Genomic DNA, 16,905 nt, shown 5'->3' with positions numbered 1-16,905 from the left:
AGCGGCCTGCCTGCAGAAGTAGCCGTACAGAGAAAAAAGCTCCCGCCGCAGCGGGAGCTTTTCAGGGGTGCGCGCAGGCGGTCAGTGCGCGTGTGCGACGCCGGCACCGCGCGGGGTGCGCAGGTCGTCGACCATGTGCTGGATGCGCTCCGGCGGCGCGGCCGTGACCTTGCTCACGATATAGGCGGTCACGAAGTTGACCATTGCGCCCACGGTGCCGAAGGCCTCGGGCGTGATGCCGAAGAAGCCGTTGGCACCGCCGACCAGGCCCAGGTACTCGGTGCCCTTGACGAAGAACAGGCCCTTGTGCGCGAACACGTAGAACAGCGTGACGAACAGGCCGGCGAGCATGCCGAGCACCGCACCCTGGCTGTTCATGCGCTTGTAGAAGATGCCCATCATGATGGCCGGGAACAAGGTGCTGGCCGCGATGCCGAACGCCAGCGCCACGGTGCCCGCCGCGAATCCCGGCGGGTTCAGCCCCAGCCAGCCGGCCAGCACGATCGCACCGGCCATCGCGATCTTGCCAGCGAGCAGCTCGTTCTTCTCGCTGATGTTCGGGTTGAACACGCCCTTGATCAGGTCATGCGAGATTGCCGACGAGATCGCCATCAGCAGGCCGGCTGCCGTCGACAGTGCTGCGGCAAGGCCGCCTGCCGCCACCAGCGCGATCACCCAGTTGGGCAGCTTGGCGATTTCGGGGTTGGCCAGCACCATGATGTCGGCATTGACGGTCAGCTCGTTGCCCTTCCAGCCCGCAGCCTGGGCCTTGGCCTGCACCTCGGCGTTCTTGGTGGCGTCGTTGTAGTGCTGGATGCGGCCGTCGCCGTTCTTGTCCTCGAACTTCAGCAGGCCGGTGGCTTCCCAGCGCTTCATCCATTCGGGGCGGTTGGCATAGGCCAGACTGGCTTCGGGGGCGTACAGGTCGCCGCCGGCCTTGACCTCGCTGTTCACGGTGCCGAGCAGGTTGAAGCGGGCCATCGCGCCAACCGCCGGAGCGGTGGTGTACAGGATCGCGATGAACACCAGCGCCCAGCCGGCCGACGAACGCGCGTCCTTGACCTTGGGCACGGTGAAGAAGCGCACGATCACGTGCGGCAGGCCGGCCGTGCCGATCATCAGCGAGATCGTGTAGAAGGCCGTGTTCAGCATGCTGCCGGCATAGGCCGTGGTGTACTCGGCGAAACCGAGGTCGGTGACCACCTGGTCCAGCCGAGCCAGGATGGGCGTGTCGGTGCCCGACAGGTTGGAGCCCAGACCCAGTTGCGGGAACGGGTTGTCCGTCAGGTTCAGCGAGATGAAGATGGCCGGCACGGTGTACGCGAAGATCAGCACGACGTACTGCGCGATCTGCGTGTAGGTGATGCCTTTCATGCCGCCGAACACCGCATACGCGAACACGATCGCCATGCCGATGTAGATGCCGGTGTCGGCCGTCACGCCCAGGAAGCGCGCGAAGGCCACGCCCACGCCGGTCATCTGGCCGATCACATACGTGATCGAGGCCACCAGCAGGCAGATCACGGCCACGGTGCGCGCGGTCTGGCTGTAGAAGCGGTCACCGATGAACTCGGGCACCGTGAACTTGCCGAACTTGCGCAGGTACGGCGCCAGCAGCATGGCCAGCAGCACGTAGCCGCCGGTCCAGCCCATCAGGAAGACCGAGCCGCCGTAGCCCATGTTGGCGATCAGGCCGGCCATCGAGATGAACGACGCGGCCGACATCCAGTCGGCCGCGGTGGCCATGCCGTTGGCAATGGGGTTCACGCCGCCGCCGGCGACGTAGTACTCCTTGGTGCTGCCCGCACGGGCCCAGAAGGCGATGCCGAGGTAGAGCGCGAAGCTCAGGCCCACGATGACGTAGATGGTGGTTTGCAGACTCATGGCTCGGCCCTCACTCTTCTTCGACGCCGTGCTCGCGGTCGATCTTGCCCATGCGCCAGGCATAGAAGAAGATCAATGCGACGTAGATGTAGATGGCCCCTTGCTGGGCGACCCAGAAGCCGAGCGGATAGCCGCCGAGCTGAATGCTGTCGAGTGCCGGCTTCAACACGACACCGAAGCCGTACGACACCACGGCCCAGACGATCAATATCGGGATCAGCAATCGCAGCGTCGCCTTCCAATAGGCGTCGTTGCGCTCCTTGTTCGAGCTCATCTCCACAGTCCTTCTGTTGTGCTTGATGGAAACCGGCCGCGAGCAGTTCGCGAACCGATGCTTGGGCGGCATACCGCCTGACTGCCGGAAAGCCCCATGCGAAGGCGAGGGCCCACCAAGACAGCACGGGCGCAACCATCGTGGCGGCGGCTTACGCGAGGCTTGGTGCGCGCTTACGCGAAACTTATGCGACCGTGCGCGCCGCCCAGGCATCGGCCGCCAGGCCGCGTCAACGCTCGCTTTGCACGCAGCAGAGCGTTCCGGGCGCCGGCCCGTGCCCTAGGGAAACTCCCGAGCGGAAAACGCGTGTGCGGGGGCGTCAGAAGGGCCGCACGCCGATCAGCCAGGCATGCAGCCAGAGCGCGAACACCGCCCACGCGACCCCGCCGGCGACCAGCGTCAGGACGGTACCGCGCGCCGTGCCGGGCGGATAAAGGGTGCCCGCCACCCGGTCGCGCCGACGTGCGGCGCGGAAGTCGACGACGGCCCAGACCAGGAAGCTGCCGAACAGCAGCGCATCCGCCAGCGTGCCGTTGGCCAGCAGGTGTCCGAAGGCCCACAGCTTGACACCGGCCACCATGGGATGGTGCAGGCGCGCCTTGATCGCGTTGCGCGGCACCTTGGCGGCGGCCAGCAGCACGAACGCGATCAGCACGAACAACGATGCCAGATGCCGCGTCCACGGTGGCGGCTGCCACAGGAACACCGGCTCGGTACGGGCCAGGCCGTAACCCCAGACGATCAGCACGAAACCGATGATCGACAGCAGCGTGTAGACGCCCTTCCAGGCCTTCTCGCCGCGCCGCGCGATCTGCGCGCTGCGCCAGTCGTCGGCCACGATGCGCACTGAATGCACACCGAGAAAAAGCACGAGTCCGAGGACGAGCAGGGTCATGTTGGGAGCCTCAAGCGAGCAGGGGTGGCGCGATTCTCGCTTCGCGGCCCCGCGATGAAAAGGGTTGTGCGCAGCTTCGTAGACTGCCTGGTCGTCACGACCGCCGCCCGGAGGACACGATGCCGGACTTTGCCCGCCGCTCCATGCTGACCGCGCTCGCGGGGTGGGGACTTGCGAACTCCTGGCCCGGCGCGGCGCTCGCGCAGGCGCACCACGGCCATCTGCGGTCATGGCCGCTGAACGTGCCGCAGCGCACGGGCATACACGACGTCGCGCCCGCGCCCGACGGCGGCGTGTGGTTCAGCGCGCAGCGCAGTGGGCACCTCGGCTGGTTCGACCCCCGGACCGGCAAGGTGGAACGGGTGCCGCTGGGCGCCGGCAGCGCCCCTCACGGCGTGATCCAGGGCCCGGACGGCGCCGCCTGGCTCACCGACGGCGGGCTCAACGCGATCGTGCGTGTCGGCTGGCCCGGACGCGAGGTGCGCGTCTACCCGATGCCGGAAGGAACGCCCTACGCCAACCTCAACACCTGCGCATTCGATGGCGACGGCGACCTGTGGTTCACCGGGCAGAGCGGCTACGTCGGCAAACTTGCGGTGCGCAGCGGTGCCGTCACGGTGCGGCCGTCGCCGCGCGGACGCGGCCCGTATGGCATCTGCAGCACACCGGCCGGCGAGGTGTGGTGGTGCTCGCTGGCCGGCTCTTTCATCGCGCGCCTCGATCGCCGCACCGGCGAGAGCACGGTCGTCGAGCCGCCCACGCCGCAGCAAGGCGCACGCCGCGTGTGGAGCGACAGCCGCGGCCGCATCTGGGTCAGCGAATGGAACAGCGGGCAGCTTTCGGTGCACGATCCGAAGGCGGCGACTCCGGCGCAGGCCTGGCGTGCCTGGAAACTGCCCGGCGCCGCGCCGCGCTGCTATGCGGTGTACGTCGACGAGCGTGACATCGTCTGGGCCAGCGACTTCGCAGCCAACAGCGTGGTGCGCTTCGACCCGAGCAGCGAGCGCTTCGAGAGTTTCACCTTTCCCCGCGAGGCCGCCGGCGTGCGGCAGATCCTCGGCCGGCCCGGCGAGGTGTGGCTGCCCGAGAGCGGCACGGAATACATCTCGGTGATACGCGCCGCCTGAAGTGCGCAGAAAAACGCGCTGACGCACGCCGTCTGGCGCGGCAAGCGCGGCGTCTGCCCGCGAAGGCCGAGCGGCCGGGCAGCCAAAACGTCTATGCTTGAGGGGTCGTTCCGACCCTTACGCGACAGATTTCCATGAACCATCCGGACACCGAAGCGGACCCAGGTTTCGAGGCCGAGAAAGAAGCGGCCCGCCGCCGCATCCGCTTTCTGATGGAGTTCTGGCAGATCAAGCCCGAAGACATCGCCTATGCCGCCCGCCAGCCGGCGGCCCCGCCGGCCGAGCCGGTGCCGCTGCCGCCGCGCTACCGCCATCCCGTTTCAGGCGACACCTGGGACGGCGCCGGCTCCCAGCCCGACTGGCTGCGACGCGCACTGCTGCAGGAAGGCTATACGGTCGAAGAGCTCCGCATCGTCGAGGAGCCGAGCACGGCCGACGAGGTTCAGCCGCCGACGCGGTGATCGTCGGTACGCTGGCGCAGCAGATATTCGCCGACCCGCTGAGGGTCAGTGCCCGCCCGTTCCACCGCCTGGCGCAGCGTGGGCACGCTGACTGACAGCTTCTCCGCCCAGTGCCGCATGGCAGCTTCGTCGGACGTATCGATCAGGCCGACCGGGCGTTCCGGCTGGGGTGTAGAGTGCTCCATCGCGCTCAATGCAGCGTCGGGATCACCGGCACCATCTGCAGCTCGCCGCAGCGGCAGGCCATCGGCGCGGGAATCATCTCGAACGAGGTGTACTCGGTGTCGCATCCGAGGCAGCGCCAGCAGTGGCTCAGCAGGTTGCCGGTGTCCAGGGTTTCGATGGACAGCTCGTCCTCGAGTTCGCGCAGCGCCTGGAGGAATTCTTCCTTGTCGACGAGGTAGTGCATGCAGGCTCCTTGACAGCCATGGGTCATGACTTCATTGCGCCACACACCGGGGCCACAGGCCGTCAGCCATGCACCGACAGCGCTGTCGGTGCAGCACCACACGGTGCACCGAAGCTGTGCTACCTTGAGCGCCCCGCCTACGCGAACCCGCCCCATGAAACCGCACGACCTGCCCCACACGGTGGCCGAACTCTCCCGCTACCCCAGCGCGCCCCAGGTGCGGCCGCTCGCCGACATCCTGCCTGACGACCCGCTGCTGATGATGGGCGCCGGGCCGGTGCCGATACCCGATGCCGTCGCACGCGCCAACTCGGTCGTCATCAACCATCTCGGCGCGACCATGTCGACCATCATCTCGCAGGTCAAGGAGATGGCGCGCTACGTGTTCCAGACCCGCTCCGACTGGGTGCTGGGCGTGGCCGGCCCCGGCTCGGCCGCGATGGAAATGGCGATCTGCAACCTGGTGGAGCCCGGCACCAAGGTGCTGTGCGTGCGCAACGGCTTCTTCAGCGGCCGGATGGGCGAGATGGCGCGCCGCCTGGGTGCCGAGGTGGTCGACTTCGACGTGTCGGCCAACACCGCCGCATCGGCCGCCGACATCGAGCGCGCGCTCGACGAACACCGCCCGCGCTGCCTGACCATCGTGCAGGGCGAAACCTCCAATACCGTGTTCAACCGCGAGCTGCCCGCCATCGCAAAAGCCGCCAAGGCCCGCGGCTGCCTGGTCATCGTCGACGCCGTGTGCACGCTCAGCACCATGCCGCTGGAAATGGACGCCTGGCAGATCGACGCCGTCATCACCGGCGGCCAGAAAGGGCTGGCGTCCATCCCAGGCGTGTCGCTGATCGCCTTCTCGAATGACGCCTGGGCCGCCATCGACGCCCGCCAGACGCTCAATACCCACTGGTGCCTGGACGCCAGGCTGGCCGAGAACTTCTGGCACAAGGGCGGCTACCACTACACCGCGCCGGTCTCAGGCGTGCTGGCTTTGCACGAGGCGTTGCGCCTGGTGTGCGCCGAGACGCTGCCGGTGCGCTTCGAGCGGCACGCGCGCTGTTCACTGGCGCTGCAACGCAGCATCGAGGCGATGGGCCTGCCGCTCTACACGCCGCCGCAGGCGCGCCTCAACTCGGTGATCGGCATCACGGTGCCGTCGGGCATTGCCAACACGCAGGTGTGCGCGCACATCTCCAGCCGCTACCACGTCGAGATCTCGGGCTCCTTCGGCCTGCCCATCGTGCGCATCGGCCAGATGGGCGAGCAGTGCCGCGCACACAACCTGTTCCGCACCGTGCACGCGCTCGGTTCGACCATGCGCGACCTGGGCGCGAAGGTCGACCTGCCGACCGGAATGGCGGAGCTGGAGAACTGCCTGCAGGGGGCACGGGAGGTGTGAGGCGGCGATTGCCTCACGCCCGTGCCGCCGCCATCACGCTGCCCTCGGCCGCCAGCCAGTGGCGCACCGGCTCGGGCAGATCGCCCGGTTCGAAGGCCCACCCCAGCGTGGCGTACGAGCGAGCGTTGGGCACCGGCCCTTCGCGCGCCACCGCCGCGCCTTTCATGTAGCCGGCCGCGCACAGCGTGCCGTCTTCGCGCAGGAATTCGAAGCGCATGTAGTTCCAGTGCGTGTCGGCACCTTCCTGCCGAAAGCGCAGCCGGTAGCGCTGCAGCGGCTTGAGCCCCTTGCGGTAGGTGATGAAAGAGCCGCCAGCCATCGGCCGCCAGCCTTGCCGCAGCATGGCGCGGGCAAAGCCCGATCGCACAAAATACTCGATCAGCATCAGGTCCACCACCGTCATGTAGCGGCCGTTGTTCATGTGGCCGTTGATGTCGAGGTCGTTGGGCAGCACGCGCAGGGTGCGCTCCAGCGTTTCGCCCACGGTGATGGCGGGCAGCCGCAACGATCGCAACAGCGTCCACAGCAGGCGCAGGTAGAGGTTCATGACTGCCGCTTGAATAGTTCGTTAACGAACCTTTTGCAAGCGCAAGATCGAGCCTCATGAGTACTCCCCCCAGCCCCGTGGGCACCTGGTTGTCGGTGGTGCGCGCCTACCACTTGTGCGAGGCCGTGATGAGCACGCGCCTGGCGGAACTGGGCGTGCGCCTGGGCGAACACGAGATCCTGGTCAACCTGCTGAGCAAGCCCGGCATCACCCAACAAGAGCTGGCCGCGCGCTGCTTCAGCGCCAAGAGCCACATCAGCGCCCTGGTGACGCAGCTCGAAGAGCGCGGCCTGGTGCGGCGCGAGCCCGACCCGCGCGACGCGCGTGCGAAGCAGCTCTACCTGACGCGTGCCGGCGAGGCGTTGGCGCGGCGCACCGGCGCCGTGCAGGCCCAGGTGGTGCAGGCGATGACCGCGCCGGTGTCGGCCGAAGACATGGCCCACGTCGCGGCCGTGATGGCGCGCGTCAGCGCGGCGCTCGAAAAGCTGTTGTAGCCGGCCGTCAGGCCGCCATCGCCGGGTGGGGCAGGCAGGCGGCATTCACCGCGCCGGCCACCGCCGGATTCATGTTGACCGGCTTCAACACCACTCCCGGGTGCTGCAGCGGGAACACGCGGAACAGTTCGTCGGCGAAGGCCTGACCGATGGCCGGAATCTCGGCGAAGTCGAGCTCGACCGTCTCGAACGATTCGAAGCGCGCAGCAAGCCGCTTGGCCTGGGCGCGCGACTCCAGCGTCTCGTCATCCAGCCGCGCCAGACGCAGCGGCACGACGGTGCGTGCGAACTCGACCGTGCCGCCGTGGCCGGCATGCGCCTCGTAGACCTCGGCCAGCGAGCGCTTGGTGTTCAGCGACACCGACGCGAACACGGTGGTACCGGGCTGCCGGCGCAGCGGGTCGGCGCTGAGCCAGTCGCGGCGCTGCCAATGGCTGTGCTGGTAAGTCAGGCCGTTGGCGTACAGATCGAACACGTCGAACAGGCGCGACGTGAAGAACAGCCCACGGCCGGTGTGGCGCGCGGGTTGCGTCGTCAGCTTGCCCTTGCTGAGCTCCAGCAGCGCGAGGCGCGGGTCGTCGATGCCGAAGGCACAGCGGATGCGCTCGAACACGCCACAGCCGTCGTCGCTAATCAGCAGGTGCAGATGGGTGCCGTTGCAGCGCATCGACACCGTCACACGACCGCCGCCGCTGTGGTCGATGGCGTTGTTGAGCAACTCCGTGTAGGCATGGTGGGCCAGCGCCTGCGCCGGAGGCGGCAGCTGCAGGCAGGGCGCGAAATCGCGTTCCCATGGCGTCTGTTCGTTCAGGCCGGCCAATGCGTAGCTGGCGGTCACCTCGCGCAGCACGCCGGGGCGGTAGTGCGGGCGCGAACGTCCGTCGCGTTGCAGCCAGCCGGCCTCGATCAGTTCGCGCAGCGCTCGTGCCGCGGTGCTGCGGCCCACGCCGTAGCGCTGCGCCACGGCGGCGGCCAGGTCACGGGGATGCAGGGCAGCGCCGGTGGTAATCCAGCGCTTCAGGTCGGCTCGGTTCAGGCGCTGCATGGCAGGGCTCCGTCAGGACGGTGATGCTGTCAGTGTGCAACCTCCGCATGGACGCAAGCGGCCAAACAGCGGGGGGAACACCGTGCAACTCGCAGCTTTGCGGCAGGCCTGACGGGCGCCGGCGCAGACGATGCCGTGCAAGGCGGCCGCCGGGACGGCCGCCAAGTCCAGCGACGCTAGCGCGCCGCCTCCGGCAGCTCGATCTTGACCTCCAGCACTTCCAGGTTTTCCTGGCGCTCCAGGTGCACCTTGATGTCGCTCGGGTTGATCGACACGTATTTGGAGATCACCTCCACCAGCTCGCGCTGCAGCGCCGGCAGGTAGTCGGCGCCGGTGCGGCCGGAGCGTTCGTGCGCGAGGATGATCTGCAGCCGTTCCTTGGCGAGGCTCGCGGACTTCTTCTTTTCGCCGATCAGGAAGGAGAGGAAAGACATTGAATCACCTCCCGCCACCGCCGAACAGGCGCTTGAAGAAACCGCGCTTCTCGGCGTCGATGAAACGCATCGGTCGGTCTTCGCCGAGGAAGCGGCCGATGACGTCCTGGTAGGCCTCGGCCACGTCCGAGCCCTTCAGGTGGATCGCCGGCACACCCTGGTTCGAGGCCTGCAGCACGGTCTCGGATTCGGGGATCACGCCGATCAGCTCGATGCGCAGGATCTCCTGGATGTCTTCGAGCGACAGCATCTGGCCGTCCTGCACGCGGGCGGGGTTGTAGCGCGTGATCAGCAGGTGCTCCTTGATCGGCTCGCGCCCGTCGATCGCCCGCTTGGTCTTGGAGCCCAGCATGCCGAGGATGCGGTCGGAGTCGCGCACCGAGGACACTTCGGGGTTGGTGACGATCAGCGCCTCGTCGGCGAAGTGCATCGCGAGCATGGCGCCGGTCTCGATGCCGGCGGGCGAGTCGCAGACGATGTACTCGAAACCCATCTCGGCCAGGTCGATCAGCACCTTCTCGACGCCTTCCTTGGTCAGCGCTTCCTTGTCGCGCGTTTGGGAGGCGGGCAGCACGAACAGGTTCTCGCTGTGCTTGTCCTTGATCAGCGCCTGGTTCAGGTTGGCTTCGTTGTTGATGACGTTGATCAGGTCGTACACCACTCGGCGTTCGCAGCCCATGATCAGGTCGAGATTGCGCAGCCCGACGTCGAAGTCGATCACCGCTGTCTTGTGGCCGCGCAGTGCGAGGCCGGAGGCGAAGCTGGCGCTGGTGGTGGTCTTGCCGACCCCTCCCTTGCCGGAGGTCACCACGATGATTTTGGCCATCTGTTGCGGTTCCTTGAGTGAAAACAATGAATGAGGTCGCCCTTCTCAGGGCTTGAGCGGTTCCATCACGAGCTTTTCGCCCACCAGCCGCACCTGCGCCGGCTTGCCGTGCACTTCGGCCGGCAGCGCCGTCTCGGTGGTGCGGTAGGTGCCCGCAATGGAGATGAGTTCGGGTTCGAGGCACAGCGTGAAGATGCGTGCTTCGGTGTTGCCGCGCGCGCCGGCGATGGCCCGGCCGCGCAGCGGTGCATAGACATGGATGTTGCCGTCGGCGATGACCTCGGCGCCGAAGTTCACCGCGGCCATCACCACCAGGTCGCTGCCGCGCGCATAGACCTGCTGGCCCGAGCGCAGCGGCCGGTCGACGATCAGCGCGCTGACCGGCGCCGCCGGCACGGGCACCGGCACCTCGCGGATCACCTCCGACAGCACCGGCGGGGGCGGCGGCTCCATCACCACCGGCGTGGCCGGCGCCGTGGCACCGACCGCTTCGGTCAGGCCGGCGGCCTGCGCGGCCTCCATCTGCTCGGAGCTGCCGCCCTTGGCGGCGACCGGCACCATGCGGTACTTGCGCAGCAGCTCGAGCAATGCGGCGAAGTCGACCGTCGTCGGATCGTCGCGCACCGGCGTGAGGTCGACCACCACCGGGTCCTGGTTGAAAAAGTCGGGCGTCTCATCGAGCCGGGCGGCCAGTTCGGCAGCCAGGGCGGCGAGGTCGGTGGTCTTGAGCACCACTGCGACCAGCGGCAGCGTGGCGCTCTTCAGGTCGAAGATCGCGGGGGCGGTTCCCAGGGAGGCAGCGGCCATTGGGTGGGCAGTCACTCAAAGGGTCGAAGTTTACCGGGCCGTCGTGCGCAGGCCGCAAACGGCCAGCGCCAGGCGCTGGCAAGTGTGCACCGCGGCACGTTGCGAACGCCAGCCGCCCGCCGGTTACCCGGTCGTAAGGCCGGCGAGCAGTTGCATCGCCGGGCCCGGCCCCGGGCCGTTGACTTTGCGGCGGGCGCGAACGACGATCATGGTTTTTCAGCACCCCGCAACGGGGGCGCCACGCACCAGGAGAACACCATGCCCAAGGGTCAGCAGCGCAGCAACAAGGAGGCGAAGAAACCGAAGAAGGACTCGGCGCCGTCCAAGCCCATTTCGGCCGACGCGCCGAACGCCGCCATCACCACGGTCGTCCCCGACCGCAGCAAGAAAAAGAAGTAGCGCGGCCGCGTCTGTCCCTACAACACGGGACACCACGCCCCTAGCCTGAAGATTCCCAAGCCCGTGCCCCGCGCTTAAGGTTCGCAGCGCGACAACACAGCGAGCGGCCGGCATGGTGCACGACGCCGCTCGTCGCTGCGAGGGACGAGAATGAGCGGTTGGTTCGAATCAAAAATGGCCGGGTGGGATCGGCTCACCGAAGGCGAGAAGGACTATCTTTTCGCCAACCCGTGGGACGCGTTCGCGATCGAGCGCAACTCGAAGATCGCACAGCAGGAAGCGGCTCGCCGCTTCGGCAAGGGCAGCCTGCACAACGGTGCCGGCGACGCTTTCCGTCATTGCTACTGGAATGCCCTGCTGGCGCGCGATCTCGGCAAGGGCAACGCCATCGCCTTCAGCACCGCCCACGAAGGCTTCCCGAACAATCCGGCGGGAGAGCGCGACATGGACTTGCACAACAACAGCGTCGGCTCAGAGATCGGGGCCGCCCACCCGCACGCCTCCGACGGCGTGCTCTCGAACCTGTGCTTCGACGCCCTGCAGTCCGGGCGCCTGAAGGTGCTCAAGCCGTGAGCCGGACGGCCGCGTGGCTGGCGGCTGCGCTCGCATTGACGGCCTGCTCTCCCACCCCCGACGAGCGCGCCGCCGCGCAACTGACGCAACTCGCGCAGACGGCGCTGGCGCGGCCGGACCGCGTGGTGGTGCTGCGCGAGCTGGATGCCGTGGCGTGGCAGCGGGCCGAAGTGTTCGGCCCCTACACGCCCGAGCCGTCCCTGCCGGAAAAGCTCAAGCGTGACGCGCGCGTCTCGACGATCGGCATCGACGGGCGCGACGACGTCGTGATGCTGGTGCTGTGGGACGCGCAACAGCAGCCAGCCGCCGTGTTCGCCTTCCCGCGCGGCACGGCCGACCTGTCGGCCATTGCCGGCCAGCCGTTCTACCGGACCGACTGCTTCGTGCTCGGCACGGGGCAGCCTCCCAGGCCTGCGCTGCGGGCGAACTGCTGAAACAACCAGCCCGCGCACCCTGCCGGCAGCGCGGGCCTCCATGCGCGAGGGGCCGGGAATCAGCCCAGCTTCGCGCGCATGCGCTCGGCACGCTCCTTCGGCGCCGGGTGGGTCGACAGCCAGTCGGTCTTCTGGCCGCCGCCGAACATCTGGTCGAGCTTCTCGAGTGCGGTGACAGCGGCCATGCGGTCGTACTTGCGGCGCTTCATGAAGTCGAAGGCGTAGTCGTCGGCTTCCTTCTCGTTGCCCTGCGAGTGCTGGGCGCGCACCACCTTGGCCATCAGGTCGCCCAGCTCGGACTCGGCCAGCGCGCCCACCGTGCCGCCCGACGAGGCGGCTGCCTGCTGCGTGGCGCTGGTGGCCAGCGCCGTCTGCATGCGCTTGCGCGAGTGGCCCTTCTTGACGTGGCCGATCTCGTGGCCGATGACGTAGCGCACTTCGTCGTCGGTCATCGCCTCCATCAGGCCGCTGTAGAGGCGGATGCTGCCGTCGGCCATCGCGAAAGCGTTGATCTCTTCGGTCAGGTAGACCTTGAAGTTGAGCGTCAGCCCCTTTTCTTCGCCCAGGCCTTCGGTGAGGCTGACCAGGCGCTTGGCGTACTTGTCGCCGGCGGGCGCGACCCTCGCTTCGGCGTCGGCGTGCTGCGCCATCTGCGCGGCATAGGCCTGCACGTCCTGGTCGGTCAGCGTGGCGGCCTTGGCGGCGTCCTTGGCGGCACCCAGCATGCCGTCGAGCTTGAAGGCCAGCGCGCTGGGCGCGGCGGCGGAAGCGAGCACGAGGCCCGGGAGAGCGATGAGCGTACGGCGGCGATCCATGTCGACCTTCCCTGCGTGTTGTTGAGGCAGGGAATTCTAGGAGCCGCACGCGGGCGCTGCCCCCCCAGGATGCGGGGCGGCCGCTCCCCCAAAGGTGGGCCTCAGCGCTTCGATGGCCGCTGGGCATCGCGGCGCCGGGCCGCGGGCGTGTGGGGCGATGCAGCGGGTGCCGACGCTCGCGGCCGATCCTTGAGCGAACCCAGCGTGTGCGCATACGTCGACGTGAACTCGGCGCCCATCAGGAAGATCATCGCCGAGTAGTACACCCACAGCAGCAGCACCACCAGCGACGCGGCGGCACCGAAGCCCGACGCCACGCCGCTCTTGCCGATGTACAGGCCGATCAGCGTCTTGCCGATGGTGAACAGCAGCGCGGTCACCAGAGCGCCCACGCCCACGTCGCGCCACTGGATGCTGACCTGCGGAATGAACTTGTAGATCATCGCGAACGCCGCCGTGATGATGCCGAAGCTGAGCAGGAAGTTCAGCGTGCTCGCGACCGCTTCCCAGGGGCCCAGCATCGGCCCCCACCAGCGCCCCAGGGCCGCCAGGGCCGCGCTGGCGACCAGCGAGACCAGCAACAGGAAGCCGAAGCCGAGGATCAACCCGAGCGACAGCACCCGCGCGCGCAGAAAGCCCCACACACCGCCGGAGCGTGCCTTGGGCGCGCGCCAGATGTCGTTCAGCGAGTTCTCCAGTTCGGCGAACACGGTGGTGGCGCCGATCAGCAGCGCGGCCAGGCTGCCGATCGTCGCCAGCGTGCTCTTGACCGGCTTGTTGACGCTTTCGATCAGGCCCTGCACCGCGTGGGCACCGTCGTCTCCCAGCATGCTGCGCAGCTCGGACAGGATCTCGCCGCGGGCCGCCTCCTCACCGAACACCAGGCCGGCCACCGAGATGACGATCAGCAGCAGCGGGGCCATCGAGAACGTGGTGTAGTAGGCCAGCGCCGCACCCTTGCTGGGCGCGTTGTCTTCCACCCAGGCGGAGGCGGATTGCTTGACGAGGGGCCAGATGTGCTTGGGCGTCATGGGGCAACGGTCGACGGATGCAGCCGTTGCCCAGCAATCGAGGTACCCGCCCCGCCCTGCGAACACGGGATGTCGCGACCGCCGGCAACGACCTAAGTTGGGTGGACCGCCGCGCCGCCGTGGCACCAAGGAGAACCGATGACCCACCTGCGACGCCTCTCGGCCGCAGCGCTTGCTGCCGCGTCATGCGCCTCGATCTGCGCGGCCCCGCTGTCTGCATCGAGTCTTTCCCACTTCGAGCGGGTGGCCGGGTCGCAGCCCTCCGACCGGGGGCAGATCATCGATCAGATGGCGCAGACGTTCTCGTATCAGGGCAGTTGTTGCGGTGCGCAGGTGCAGTGGGTCGCGCACGCCACGCTCGAAGGAGCGGTGGTGCGCACCGCCGACGGCACCCTCGACTTCCACTGGCGCTACTCGGCCGGTTCCGTCGTGGAACCCAACCCTTACGGCGCCGGAGCGGACACTTCCTTTCTGGTGCTGTGGGAGTTCTTCGACCCGCAGTTCACCTATGAGGCGAAGGTGTTTTCCGCGGCGCCGCCGCCGCTCGATCACGAAGTATGGGTCGACAACATCGGTGCGCCGGTGCTGGGCGAGTACGGGCGCCCCCGGACCCACATCTACGTTTCGCCCATGGGCGACGACTGGTTCTTCTTCGACACGGATGCGCGGCACTACGACAAGAACAGCCAGGCAGCGTCCCACACGCTGAGCCTGAACATCGGGGGCTCCGGCTTCTCGCCGTCGTTCCAGCCCGTCGCCGCCATCCCCGAGCCGGCCACCTGGGCCAGCCTCGGCCTGGGGATCGCCCTGCTGGCCGCCGTGGCGAGGCGACGCGCTACCGCAACAACCCCTGCGTGACCGCATGGATCACCAAGCCGATCAGGCCACCCACCAGCGTGCCGTTGATGCGGATGAACTGCAGGTCGCGCCCGATGTTGCGCTCCAGCTCGTCGGTCATCTCCTGGGTGTTCCACTCGTCGACGCGCGCGACGATGTAGTCGCGGATGTCGCCGCGGTAGCGTTCGATCCACTGCGGTGCTGCCTCGAGGATCTGCGTGTTGATCCACTGCTGCATGGCGGCGTCGTCGCGCAGCTTCTCGCCCAGGCTCAGCGCGGCCTGCGCGACGCGCCGGCGTATCGATGAATCCTCACGGTCGAGGTCGGCGTGCAGCCAGGCCAGCAGCTCGCCCCACACGTCCTGCAGGTAACCCGCCAGCGCCGGATGCGACAGCACCTCGCGCTTGATGGTCTCGCCCTTGAGCCGGTAGTCGGGGTCGTCCTTCAGGCGTTCGACGAAACCGGCGACGAACTCGTCGAAGCGCTGCCGCAGCGGGTGCGCGGGGTCGTCGCCCATCTCGCCGATGATGCGGCCGACGCCGGCGACGATCTTGTTCGTCGCCAGTTGCCCGGCGAGGTTATCCAGGCCCAGGTAGCGCAGGTACTTGACCTCCTTGGCGATGACGTCGGCGATCTTCTGCTGCACGCCCTCGTCCTGCACCAGGGCGGCCACCTGCGTCAGCACCTCGTCGAGCAGCGCCTGGTGCCGGCCGTTGACGGTCAGCACGTCCAGCAGCTGCCCGCCCAGGCGCGACACGTCGATCTGCTCCAGCCGGGCCACCACCGTGCTGCGGATGAAATGCCGCACCCGCTCGTCGTCCAGCGCGCCCAACCCGTAGCGCGCAGCGGACGCCAGGTGCACCCCGACCTGCTCGGCATGCTGCGGTTGCGACAGCCATGCCGCCAACCGGCCGGCCGGGTCGAAGCTGCGCAGCTTGGCGAGCACGCGTTCGGTCTCGAGGAAGTTGGTGACGATGAACTGTCCGAGGTTGACGCCGATGCGCGACTTGTTGGCCGGGATGATGGCGGTGTGCGGGATCGGCAGGCCGAGCGGGTGGCGGAACAGCGCGACCACCGCGAACCAGTCGGCAATGGCGCCGATCATCGCCGCCTCGGCGAACGCGGCCACGTAGCCCCATGCGGCATGCCGCGGCTCCAGCAAGGTGGCGGTGACGTAGGTCAGCGCCGCCAGCGCGAGCAGCCCGAGCGCGATGCGCTTCATGCGCACCAGGCCTTCGGCGCGGGCGATCGGTGCGTTCACCGCAGGCAGGCGGCGGCCGTCACGCGAGCACCTGCAGCAGCCAGCGGTTGAGGTCGGCGATCTCTTCCAGACACACCGAGTGCTCCATCTCGTACTCGTGCCACTCGACCGGGTAGCCGAGCTGTTGCAGCGCATCGCGCGAGGCCATCGCGCGGCGGATGTCGACCACTGCATCGTCCGCACCGTGCGCCAGGAAGATCGGCAGGTCGCGGTTGGCCGGCGCCGCCTCGGCGGCCGTGGCAGCCGCCAGCGGCAGGTAACCCGACATGCCGACCAGGCCGGCCAGCCGCTCGCGGTGGCGCAATCCGGTCAGCAGCGTCACGGCGCAGCCCTGCGAGAACCCCGCCAGCACGATGCGCGATGCGGGGATGCCGCGCGCCTTCTCGGCTTCGATCAACGCTTCGATCTGCAGGCGCGCTTCGCGCAGGCCGGTTTCGTCCTCGCGCCGGGCGAGGTCGACGCCGAGGAGGTCGTACCACGCCGGCATCACATAGCCACCGTTGATCGTCACCGGCCGCGACGGTGCGTGCGGCAGCACGTAGCGCACCGGCCCCACGGCGGACAGGTCCAGCGCTTCGGCCACCGGCACGAAGTCGTTGCCGTCGGCGCCCAGGCCGTGCAGCACGATGAGCGTGGCCGTCGGCGCCGGCCCGGTTTCGAGTTGGATCGCGTCGAGCGGCATCGCGGGGAGTTCCTTTCGAAGAGGGCGGAGCAAGAGATGCGCCGAGCATAGGGCAGGTCGGCCGTGCGGGCAGGTATGGGTGCCGTTCAGGTGAAGTTGCTTGTTGTTGCATTCATGGTTGATTCGCCGAACGAATCGCCACAGGCCGCCTGAGCACTGACCTGGGCGGTTGCGCGTGGCCGGTGCATCCCCAGGCGCGCCGCGGGCTGGGGGAACTCAAGGGCGTGCAGCCCATCGATTGATGTTGCCCCTCAACTCTTCGACGCAGGAGGAC

General features: G+C 68.2%; 22 protein-coding genes. 8 read left to right on the top strand and 14 right to left on the bottom strand.

All coding sequences use genetic code 11. The features are described 5' to 3' along the window. Window positions 1-81 precede the first annotated feature (81 nt). The 3 genes from M8A51_RS22310 to M8A51_RS22300 all read right to left on the bottom strand — a co-directional run bounded on the left by M8A51_RS22310 (window position 82) and on the right by M8A51_RS22300 (window position 3,053). Window positions 82-1,884, bottom strand: coding sequence for a sodium:solute symporter family protein (locus tag M8A51_RS22310; RefSeq protein ID WP_251780748.1), 1,803 nt, complete (start codon window positions 1,882-1,884; stop codon window positions 82-84). 10 nt (window positions 1,885-1,894) lie between these two features. Further along, the gene (locus tag M8A51_RS22305; RefSeq protein ID WP_251780747.1) at window positions 1,895-2,158 is read right to left on the bottom strand and encodes a DUF4212 domain-containing protein; all 264 of its coding nucleotides are present in this window, start codon (window positions 2,156-2,158) and stop codon (window positions 1,895-1,897) included. 319 nt (window positions 2,159-2,477) lie between these two features. Then, on the bottom strand, window positions 2,478-3,053 hold the full coding sequence (locus tag M8A51_RS22300; RefSeq protein ID WP_251780746.1) for an NnrU family protein: 576 nt from the start codon (window positions 3,051-3,053) through the stop codon (window positions 2,478-2,480). Between the two features lie 119 nt (window positions 3,054-3,172). Between M8A51_RS22300 and M8A51_RS22295 the strand changes: the two genes are divergently transcribed. Together M8A51_RS22295 and M8A51_RS22290 are read left to right on the top strand one after the other, a co-directional pair. Beyond that, window positions 3,173-4,180: a Vgb family protein gene (locus tag M8A51_RS22295; protein ID WP_251780745.1), complete on the top strand. Its 1,008-nt coding sequence runs from the start codon at window positions 3,173-3,175 to the stop codon at window positions 4,178-4,180. Window positions 4,181-4,314: 134 nt separating this feature from the next. Then, window positions 4,315-4,641 (top strand): H-NS family nucleoid-associated regulatory protein, encoded by a 327-nt coding sequence (locus tag M8A51_RS22290; RefSeq protein WP_251780744.1) that lies wholly within the window; start codon window positions 4,315-4,317, stop codon window positions 4,639-4,641. On the opposite strand, the gene M8A51_RS22285 is transcribed toward M8A51_RS22290, so the two are convergent. Beyond that, window positions 4,623-4,826, bottom strand: a complete 204-nt coding sequence (locus M8A51_RS22285) for a DUF3606 domain-containing protein (RefSeq protein ID WP_251780743.1) — start codon at window positions 4,824-4,826, stop codon at window positions 4,623-4,625. The two genes, M8A51_RS22290 and M8A51_RS22285, sit on opposite strands and share 19 nt — an antisense overlap. A gap of 5 nt (window positions 4,827-4,831) precedes the next feature. Continuing rightward, a complete protein-coding gene (locus M8A51_RS22280; protein ID WP_251780742.1) occupies window positions 4,832-5,050 on the bottom strand; it encodes a hypothetical protein in 219 nt (72 codons plus the stop codon). Window positions 5,051-5,204: 154 nt separating this feature from the next. Between M8A51_RS22280 and M8A51_RS22275 the strand changes: the two genes are divergently transcribed. After that, entirely contained in the window at window positions 5,205-6,446 is a 1,242-nt protein-coding gene (locus tag M8A51_RS22275) for a pyridoxal-phosphate-dependent aminotransferase family protein (protein ID WP_251780741.1), read from the top strand. Window positions 6,447-6,459: 13 nt separating this feature from the next. Here M8A51_RS22275 and M8A51_RS22270 read toward each other — a convergent pair whose 3' ends face one another. Further along, on the bottom strand, window positions 6,460-6,993 hold the full coding sequence (locus M8A51_RS22270; protein WP_251780740.1) for a thioesterase family protein: 534 nt from the start codon (window positions 6,991-6,993) through the stop codon (window positions 6,460-6,462). Between the two features lie 56 nt (window positions 6,994-7,049). Between M8A51_RS22270 and M8A51_RS22265 the strand changes: the two genes are divergently transcribed. After that, a complete protein-coding gene (locus tag M8A51_RS22265) occupies window positions 7,050-7,487 on the top strand; it encodes a MarR family winged helix-turn-helix transcriptional regulator (RefSeq protein ID WP_251780739.1) in 438 nt (145 codons plus the stop codon). Between the two features lie 7 nt (window positions 7,488-7,494). On the opposite strand, the gene M8A51_RS22260 is transcribed toward M8A51_RS22265, so the two are convergent. The 4 genes from M8A51_RS22260 to minC all read right to left on the bottom strand — a co-directional run bounded on the left by M8A51_RS22260 (window position 7,495) and on the right by minC (window position 10,599). Further along, window positions 7,495-8,532, bottom strand: a complete 1,038-nt coding sequence (locus M8A51_RS22260; RefSeq protein ID WP_251780738.1) for an STAS-like domain-containing protein — start codon at window positions 8,530-8,532, stop codon at window positions 7,495-7,497. A gap of 176 nt (window positions 8,533-8,708) precedes the next feature. Next, entirely contained in the window at window positions 8,709-8,966 is a 258-nt protein-coding gene (gene minE, locus M8A51_RS22255) for a cell division topological specificity factor MinE (RefSeq protein WP_251780737.1), read from the bottom strand. A gap of 4 nt (window positions 8,967-8,970) precedes the next feature. Next, on the bottom strand, window positions 8,971-9,792 hold the full coding sequence (gene minD, locus M8A51_RS22250; RefSeq protein WP_251780736.1) for a septum site-determining protein MinD: 822 nt from the start codon (window positions 9,790-9,792) through the stop codon (window positions 8,971-8,973). 45 nt (window positions 9,793-9,837) lie between these two features. Further along, window positions 9,838-10,599 (bottom strand): septum site-determining protein MinC, encoded by a 762-nt coding sequence (gene minC / locus M8A51_RS22245; RefSeq protein ID WP_251780735.1) that lies wholly within the window; start codon window positions 10,597-10,599, stop codon window positions 9,838-9,840. 258 nt (window positions 10,600-10,857) lie between these two features. Between minC and M8A51_RS22240 the strand changes: the two genes are divergently transcribed. The 3 genes from M8A51_RS22240 to M8A51_RS22230 all read left to right on the top strand — a co-directional run bounded on the left by M8A51_RS22240 (window position 10,858) and on the right by M8A51_RS22230 (window position 12,005). Then, window positions 10,858-10,998 (top strand): hypothetical protein, encoded by a 141-nt coding sequence (locus M8A51_RS22240; protein WP_251780734.1) that lies wholly within the window; start codon window positions 10,858-10,860, stop codon window positions 10,996-10,998. A gap of 150 nt (window positions 10,999-11,148) precedes the next feature. After that, complete coding sequence (locus M8A51_RS22235) at window positions 11,149-11,571, top strand: DUF6973 domain-containing protein (protein ID WP_251780733.1); 423 nt, start codon at window positions 11,149-11,151, stop codon at window positions 11,569-11,571. Beyond that, window positions 11,568-12,005, top strand: coding sequence for a hypothetical protein (locus tag M8A51_RS22230; protein ID WP_251780732.1), 438 nt, complete (start codon window positions 11,568-11,570; stop codon window positions 12,003-12,005). Before M8A51_RS22235 ends, M8A51_RS22230 begins: the two co-directional genes overlap by 4 nt. 59 nt (window positions 12,006-12,064) lie before the next feature. Here M8A51_RS22230 and M8A51_RS22225 read toward each other — a convergent pair whose 3' ends face one another. Further along, window positions 12,065-12,820 carry a M48 family metallopeptidase gene (locus M8A51_RS22225; protein ID WP_251780731.1) on the bottom strand — a complete coding sequence of 252 codons (756 nt, stop codon included), beginning with the start codon at window positions 12,818-12,820 and terminating at the stop codon, window positions 12,065-12,067. A 101-nt stretch (window positions 12,821-12,921) separates the two neighbouring features. Next, window positions 12,922-13,851 (bottom strand): YihY/virulence factor BrkB family protein, encoded by a 930-nt coding sequence (locus tag M8A51_RS22220; RefSeq protein ID WP_251780730.1) that lies wholly within the window; start codon window positions 13,849-13,851, stop codon window positions 12,922-12,924. A 138-nt stretch (window positions 13,852-13,989) separates the two neighbouring features. Between M8A51_RS22220 and M8A51_RS22215 the strand changes: the two genes are divergently transcribed. Next, window positions 13,990-14,709, top strand: a complete 720-nt coding sequence (locus tag M8A51_RS22215) for a PEP-CTERM sorting domain-containing protein (RefSeq protein ID WP_251780729.1) — start codon at window positions 13,990-13,992, stop codon at window positions 14,707-14,709. Here M8A51_RS22215 and M8A51_RS22210 read toward each other — a convergent pair. Both M8A51_RS22210 and M8A51_RS22205 read right to left on the bottom strand, forming a co-directional pair. Next, a complete protein-coding gene (locus M8A51_RS22210) occupies window positions 14,687-15,949 on the bottom strand; it encodes a DUF445 domain-containing protein (RefSeq protein WP_251780728.1) in 1,263 nt (420 codons plus the stop codon). The two genes, M8A51_RS22215 and M8A51_RS22210, sit on opposite strands and share 23 nt — an antisense overlap. A 19-nt stretch (window positions 15,950-15,968) precedes the next feature. Continuing rightward, on the bottom strand, window positions 15,969-16,631 hold the full coding sequence (locus M8A51_RS22205) for an alpha/beta hydrolase (protein WP_251780727.1): 663 nt from the start codon (window positions 16,629-16,631) through the stop codon (window positions 15,969-15,971). Window positions 16,632-16,905 lie beyond the last annotated feature (274 nt).

The sequence above is a fragment of the Caldimonas mangrovi genome, assembly GCF_023721835.1.
Classification (GTDB): domain Bacteria; phylum Pseudomonadota; class Gammaproteobacteria; order Burkholderiales; family Burkholderiaceae_C; genus Caldimonas; species Caldimonas mangrovi.
This window is presented reverse-complemented; position numbering and strand designations above follow the sequence as displayed.

Bases quoted from the DNA above. Each gene is read 5' to 3' on its own strand.
- M8A51_RS22225 (WP_251780731.1), bottom strand. From the start codon at position 12,820: ATGGATCGCCGCCGTACGCTCATCGCTCTCCCGGGCCTCGTGCTCGCT.
- M8A51_RS22265 (WP_251780739.1), top strand. From the start codon at position 7,050: ATGAGTACTCCCCCCAGCCCCGTGGGCACCTGGTTGTCGGTGGTGCGC.
- M8A51_RS22285 (WP_251780743.1), bottom strand. From the start codon at position 4,826: ATGGAGCACTCTACACCCCAGCCGGAACGCCCGGTCGGCCTGATCGAT.
- M8A51_RS22290 (WP_251780744.1), top strand. From the start codon at position 4,315: ATGAACCATCCGGACACCGAAGCGGACCCAGGTTTCGAGGCCGAGAAA.
- M8A51_RS22205 (WP_251780727.1), bottom strand. From the start codon at position 16,631: ATGCCGCTCGACGCGATCCAACTCGAAACCGGGCCGGCGCCGACGGCC.
- M8A51_RS22295 (WP_251780745.1), top strand. From the start codon at position 3,173: ATGCCGGACTTTGCCCGCCGCTCCATGCTGACCGCGCTCGCGGGGTGG.
- M8A51_RS22310 (WP_251780748.1), bottom strand. From the start codon at position 1,884: ATGAGTCTGCAAACCACCATCTACGTCATCGTGGGCCTGAGCTTCGCG.
- minC (WP_251780735.1), bottom strand. From the start codon at position 10,599: ATGGCCGCTGCCTCCCTGGGAACCGCCCCCGCGATCTTCGACCTGAAG.
- minD (WP_251780736.1), bottom strand. From the start codon at position 9,792: ATGGCCAAAATCATCGTGGTGACCTCCGGCAAGGGAGGGGTCGGCAAG.
- M8A51_RS22275 (WP_251780741.1), top strand. From the start codon at position 5,205: ATGAAACCGCACGACCTGCCCCACACGGTGGCCGAACTCTCCCGCTAC.
- M8A51_RS22300 (WP_251780746.1), bottom strand. From the start codon at position 3,053: ATGACCCTGCTCGTCCTCGGACTCGTGCTTTTTCTCGGTGTGCATTCA.
- M8A51_RS22220 (WP_251780730.1), bottom strand. From the start codon at position 13,851: ATGACGCCCAAGCACATCTGGCCCCTCGTCAAGCAATCCGCCTCCGCC.
- M8A51_RS22280 (WP_251780742.1), bottom strand. From the start codon at position 5,050: ATGCACTACCTCGTCGACAAGGAAGAATTCCTCCAGGCGCTGCGCGAA.
- M8A51_RS22260 (WP_251780738.1), bottom strand. From the start codon at position 8,532: ATGCAGCGCCTGAACCGAGCCGACCTGAAGCGCTGGATTACCACCGGC.
- M8A51_RS22270 (WP_251780740.1), bottom strand. From the start codon at position 6,993: ATGAACCTCTACCTGCGCCTGCTGTGGACGCTGTTGCGATCGTTGCGG.
- minE (WP_251780737.1), bottom strand. From the start codon at position 8,966: ATGTCTTTCCTCTCCTTCCTGATCGGCGAAAAGAAGAAGTCCGCGAGC.
- M8A51_RS22305 (WP_251780747.1), bottom strand. From the start codon at position 2,158: ATGAGCTCGAACAAGGAGCGCAACGACGCCTATTGGAAGGCGACGCTG.
- M8A51_RS22235 (WP_251780733.1), top strand. From the start codon at position 11,149: ATGAGCGGTTGGTTCGAATCAAAAATGGCCGGGTGGGATCGGCTCACC.
- M8A51_RS22240 (WP_251780734.1), top strand. From the start codon at position 10,858: ATGCCCAAGGGTCAGCAGCGCAGCAACAAGGAGGCGAAGAAACCGAAG.
- M8A51_RS22215 (WP_251780729.1), top strand. From the start codon at position 13,990: ATGACCCACCTGCGACGCCTCTCGGCCGCAGCGCTTGCTGCCGCGTCA.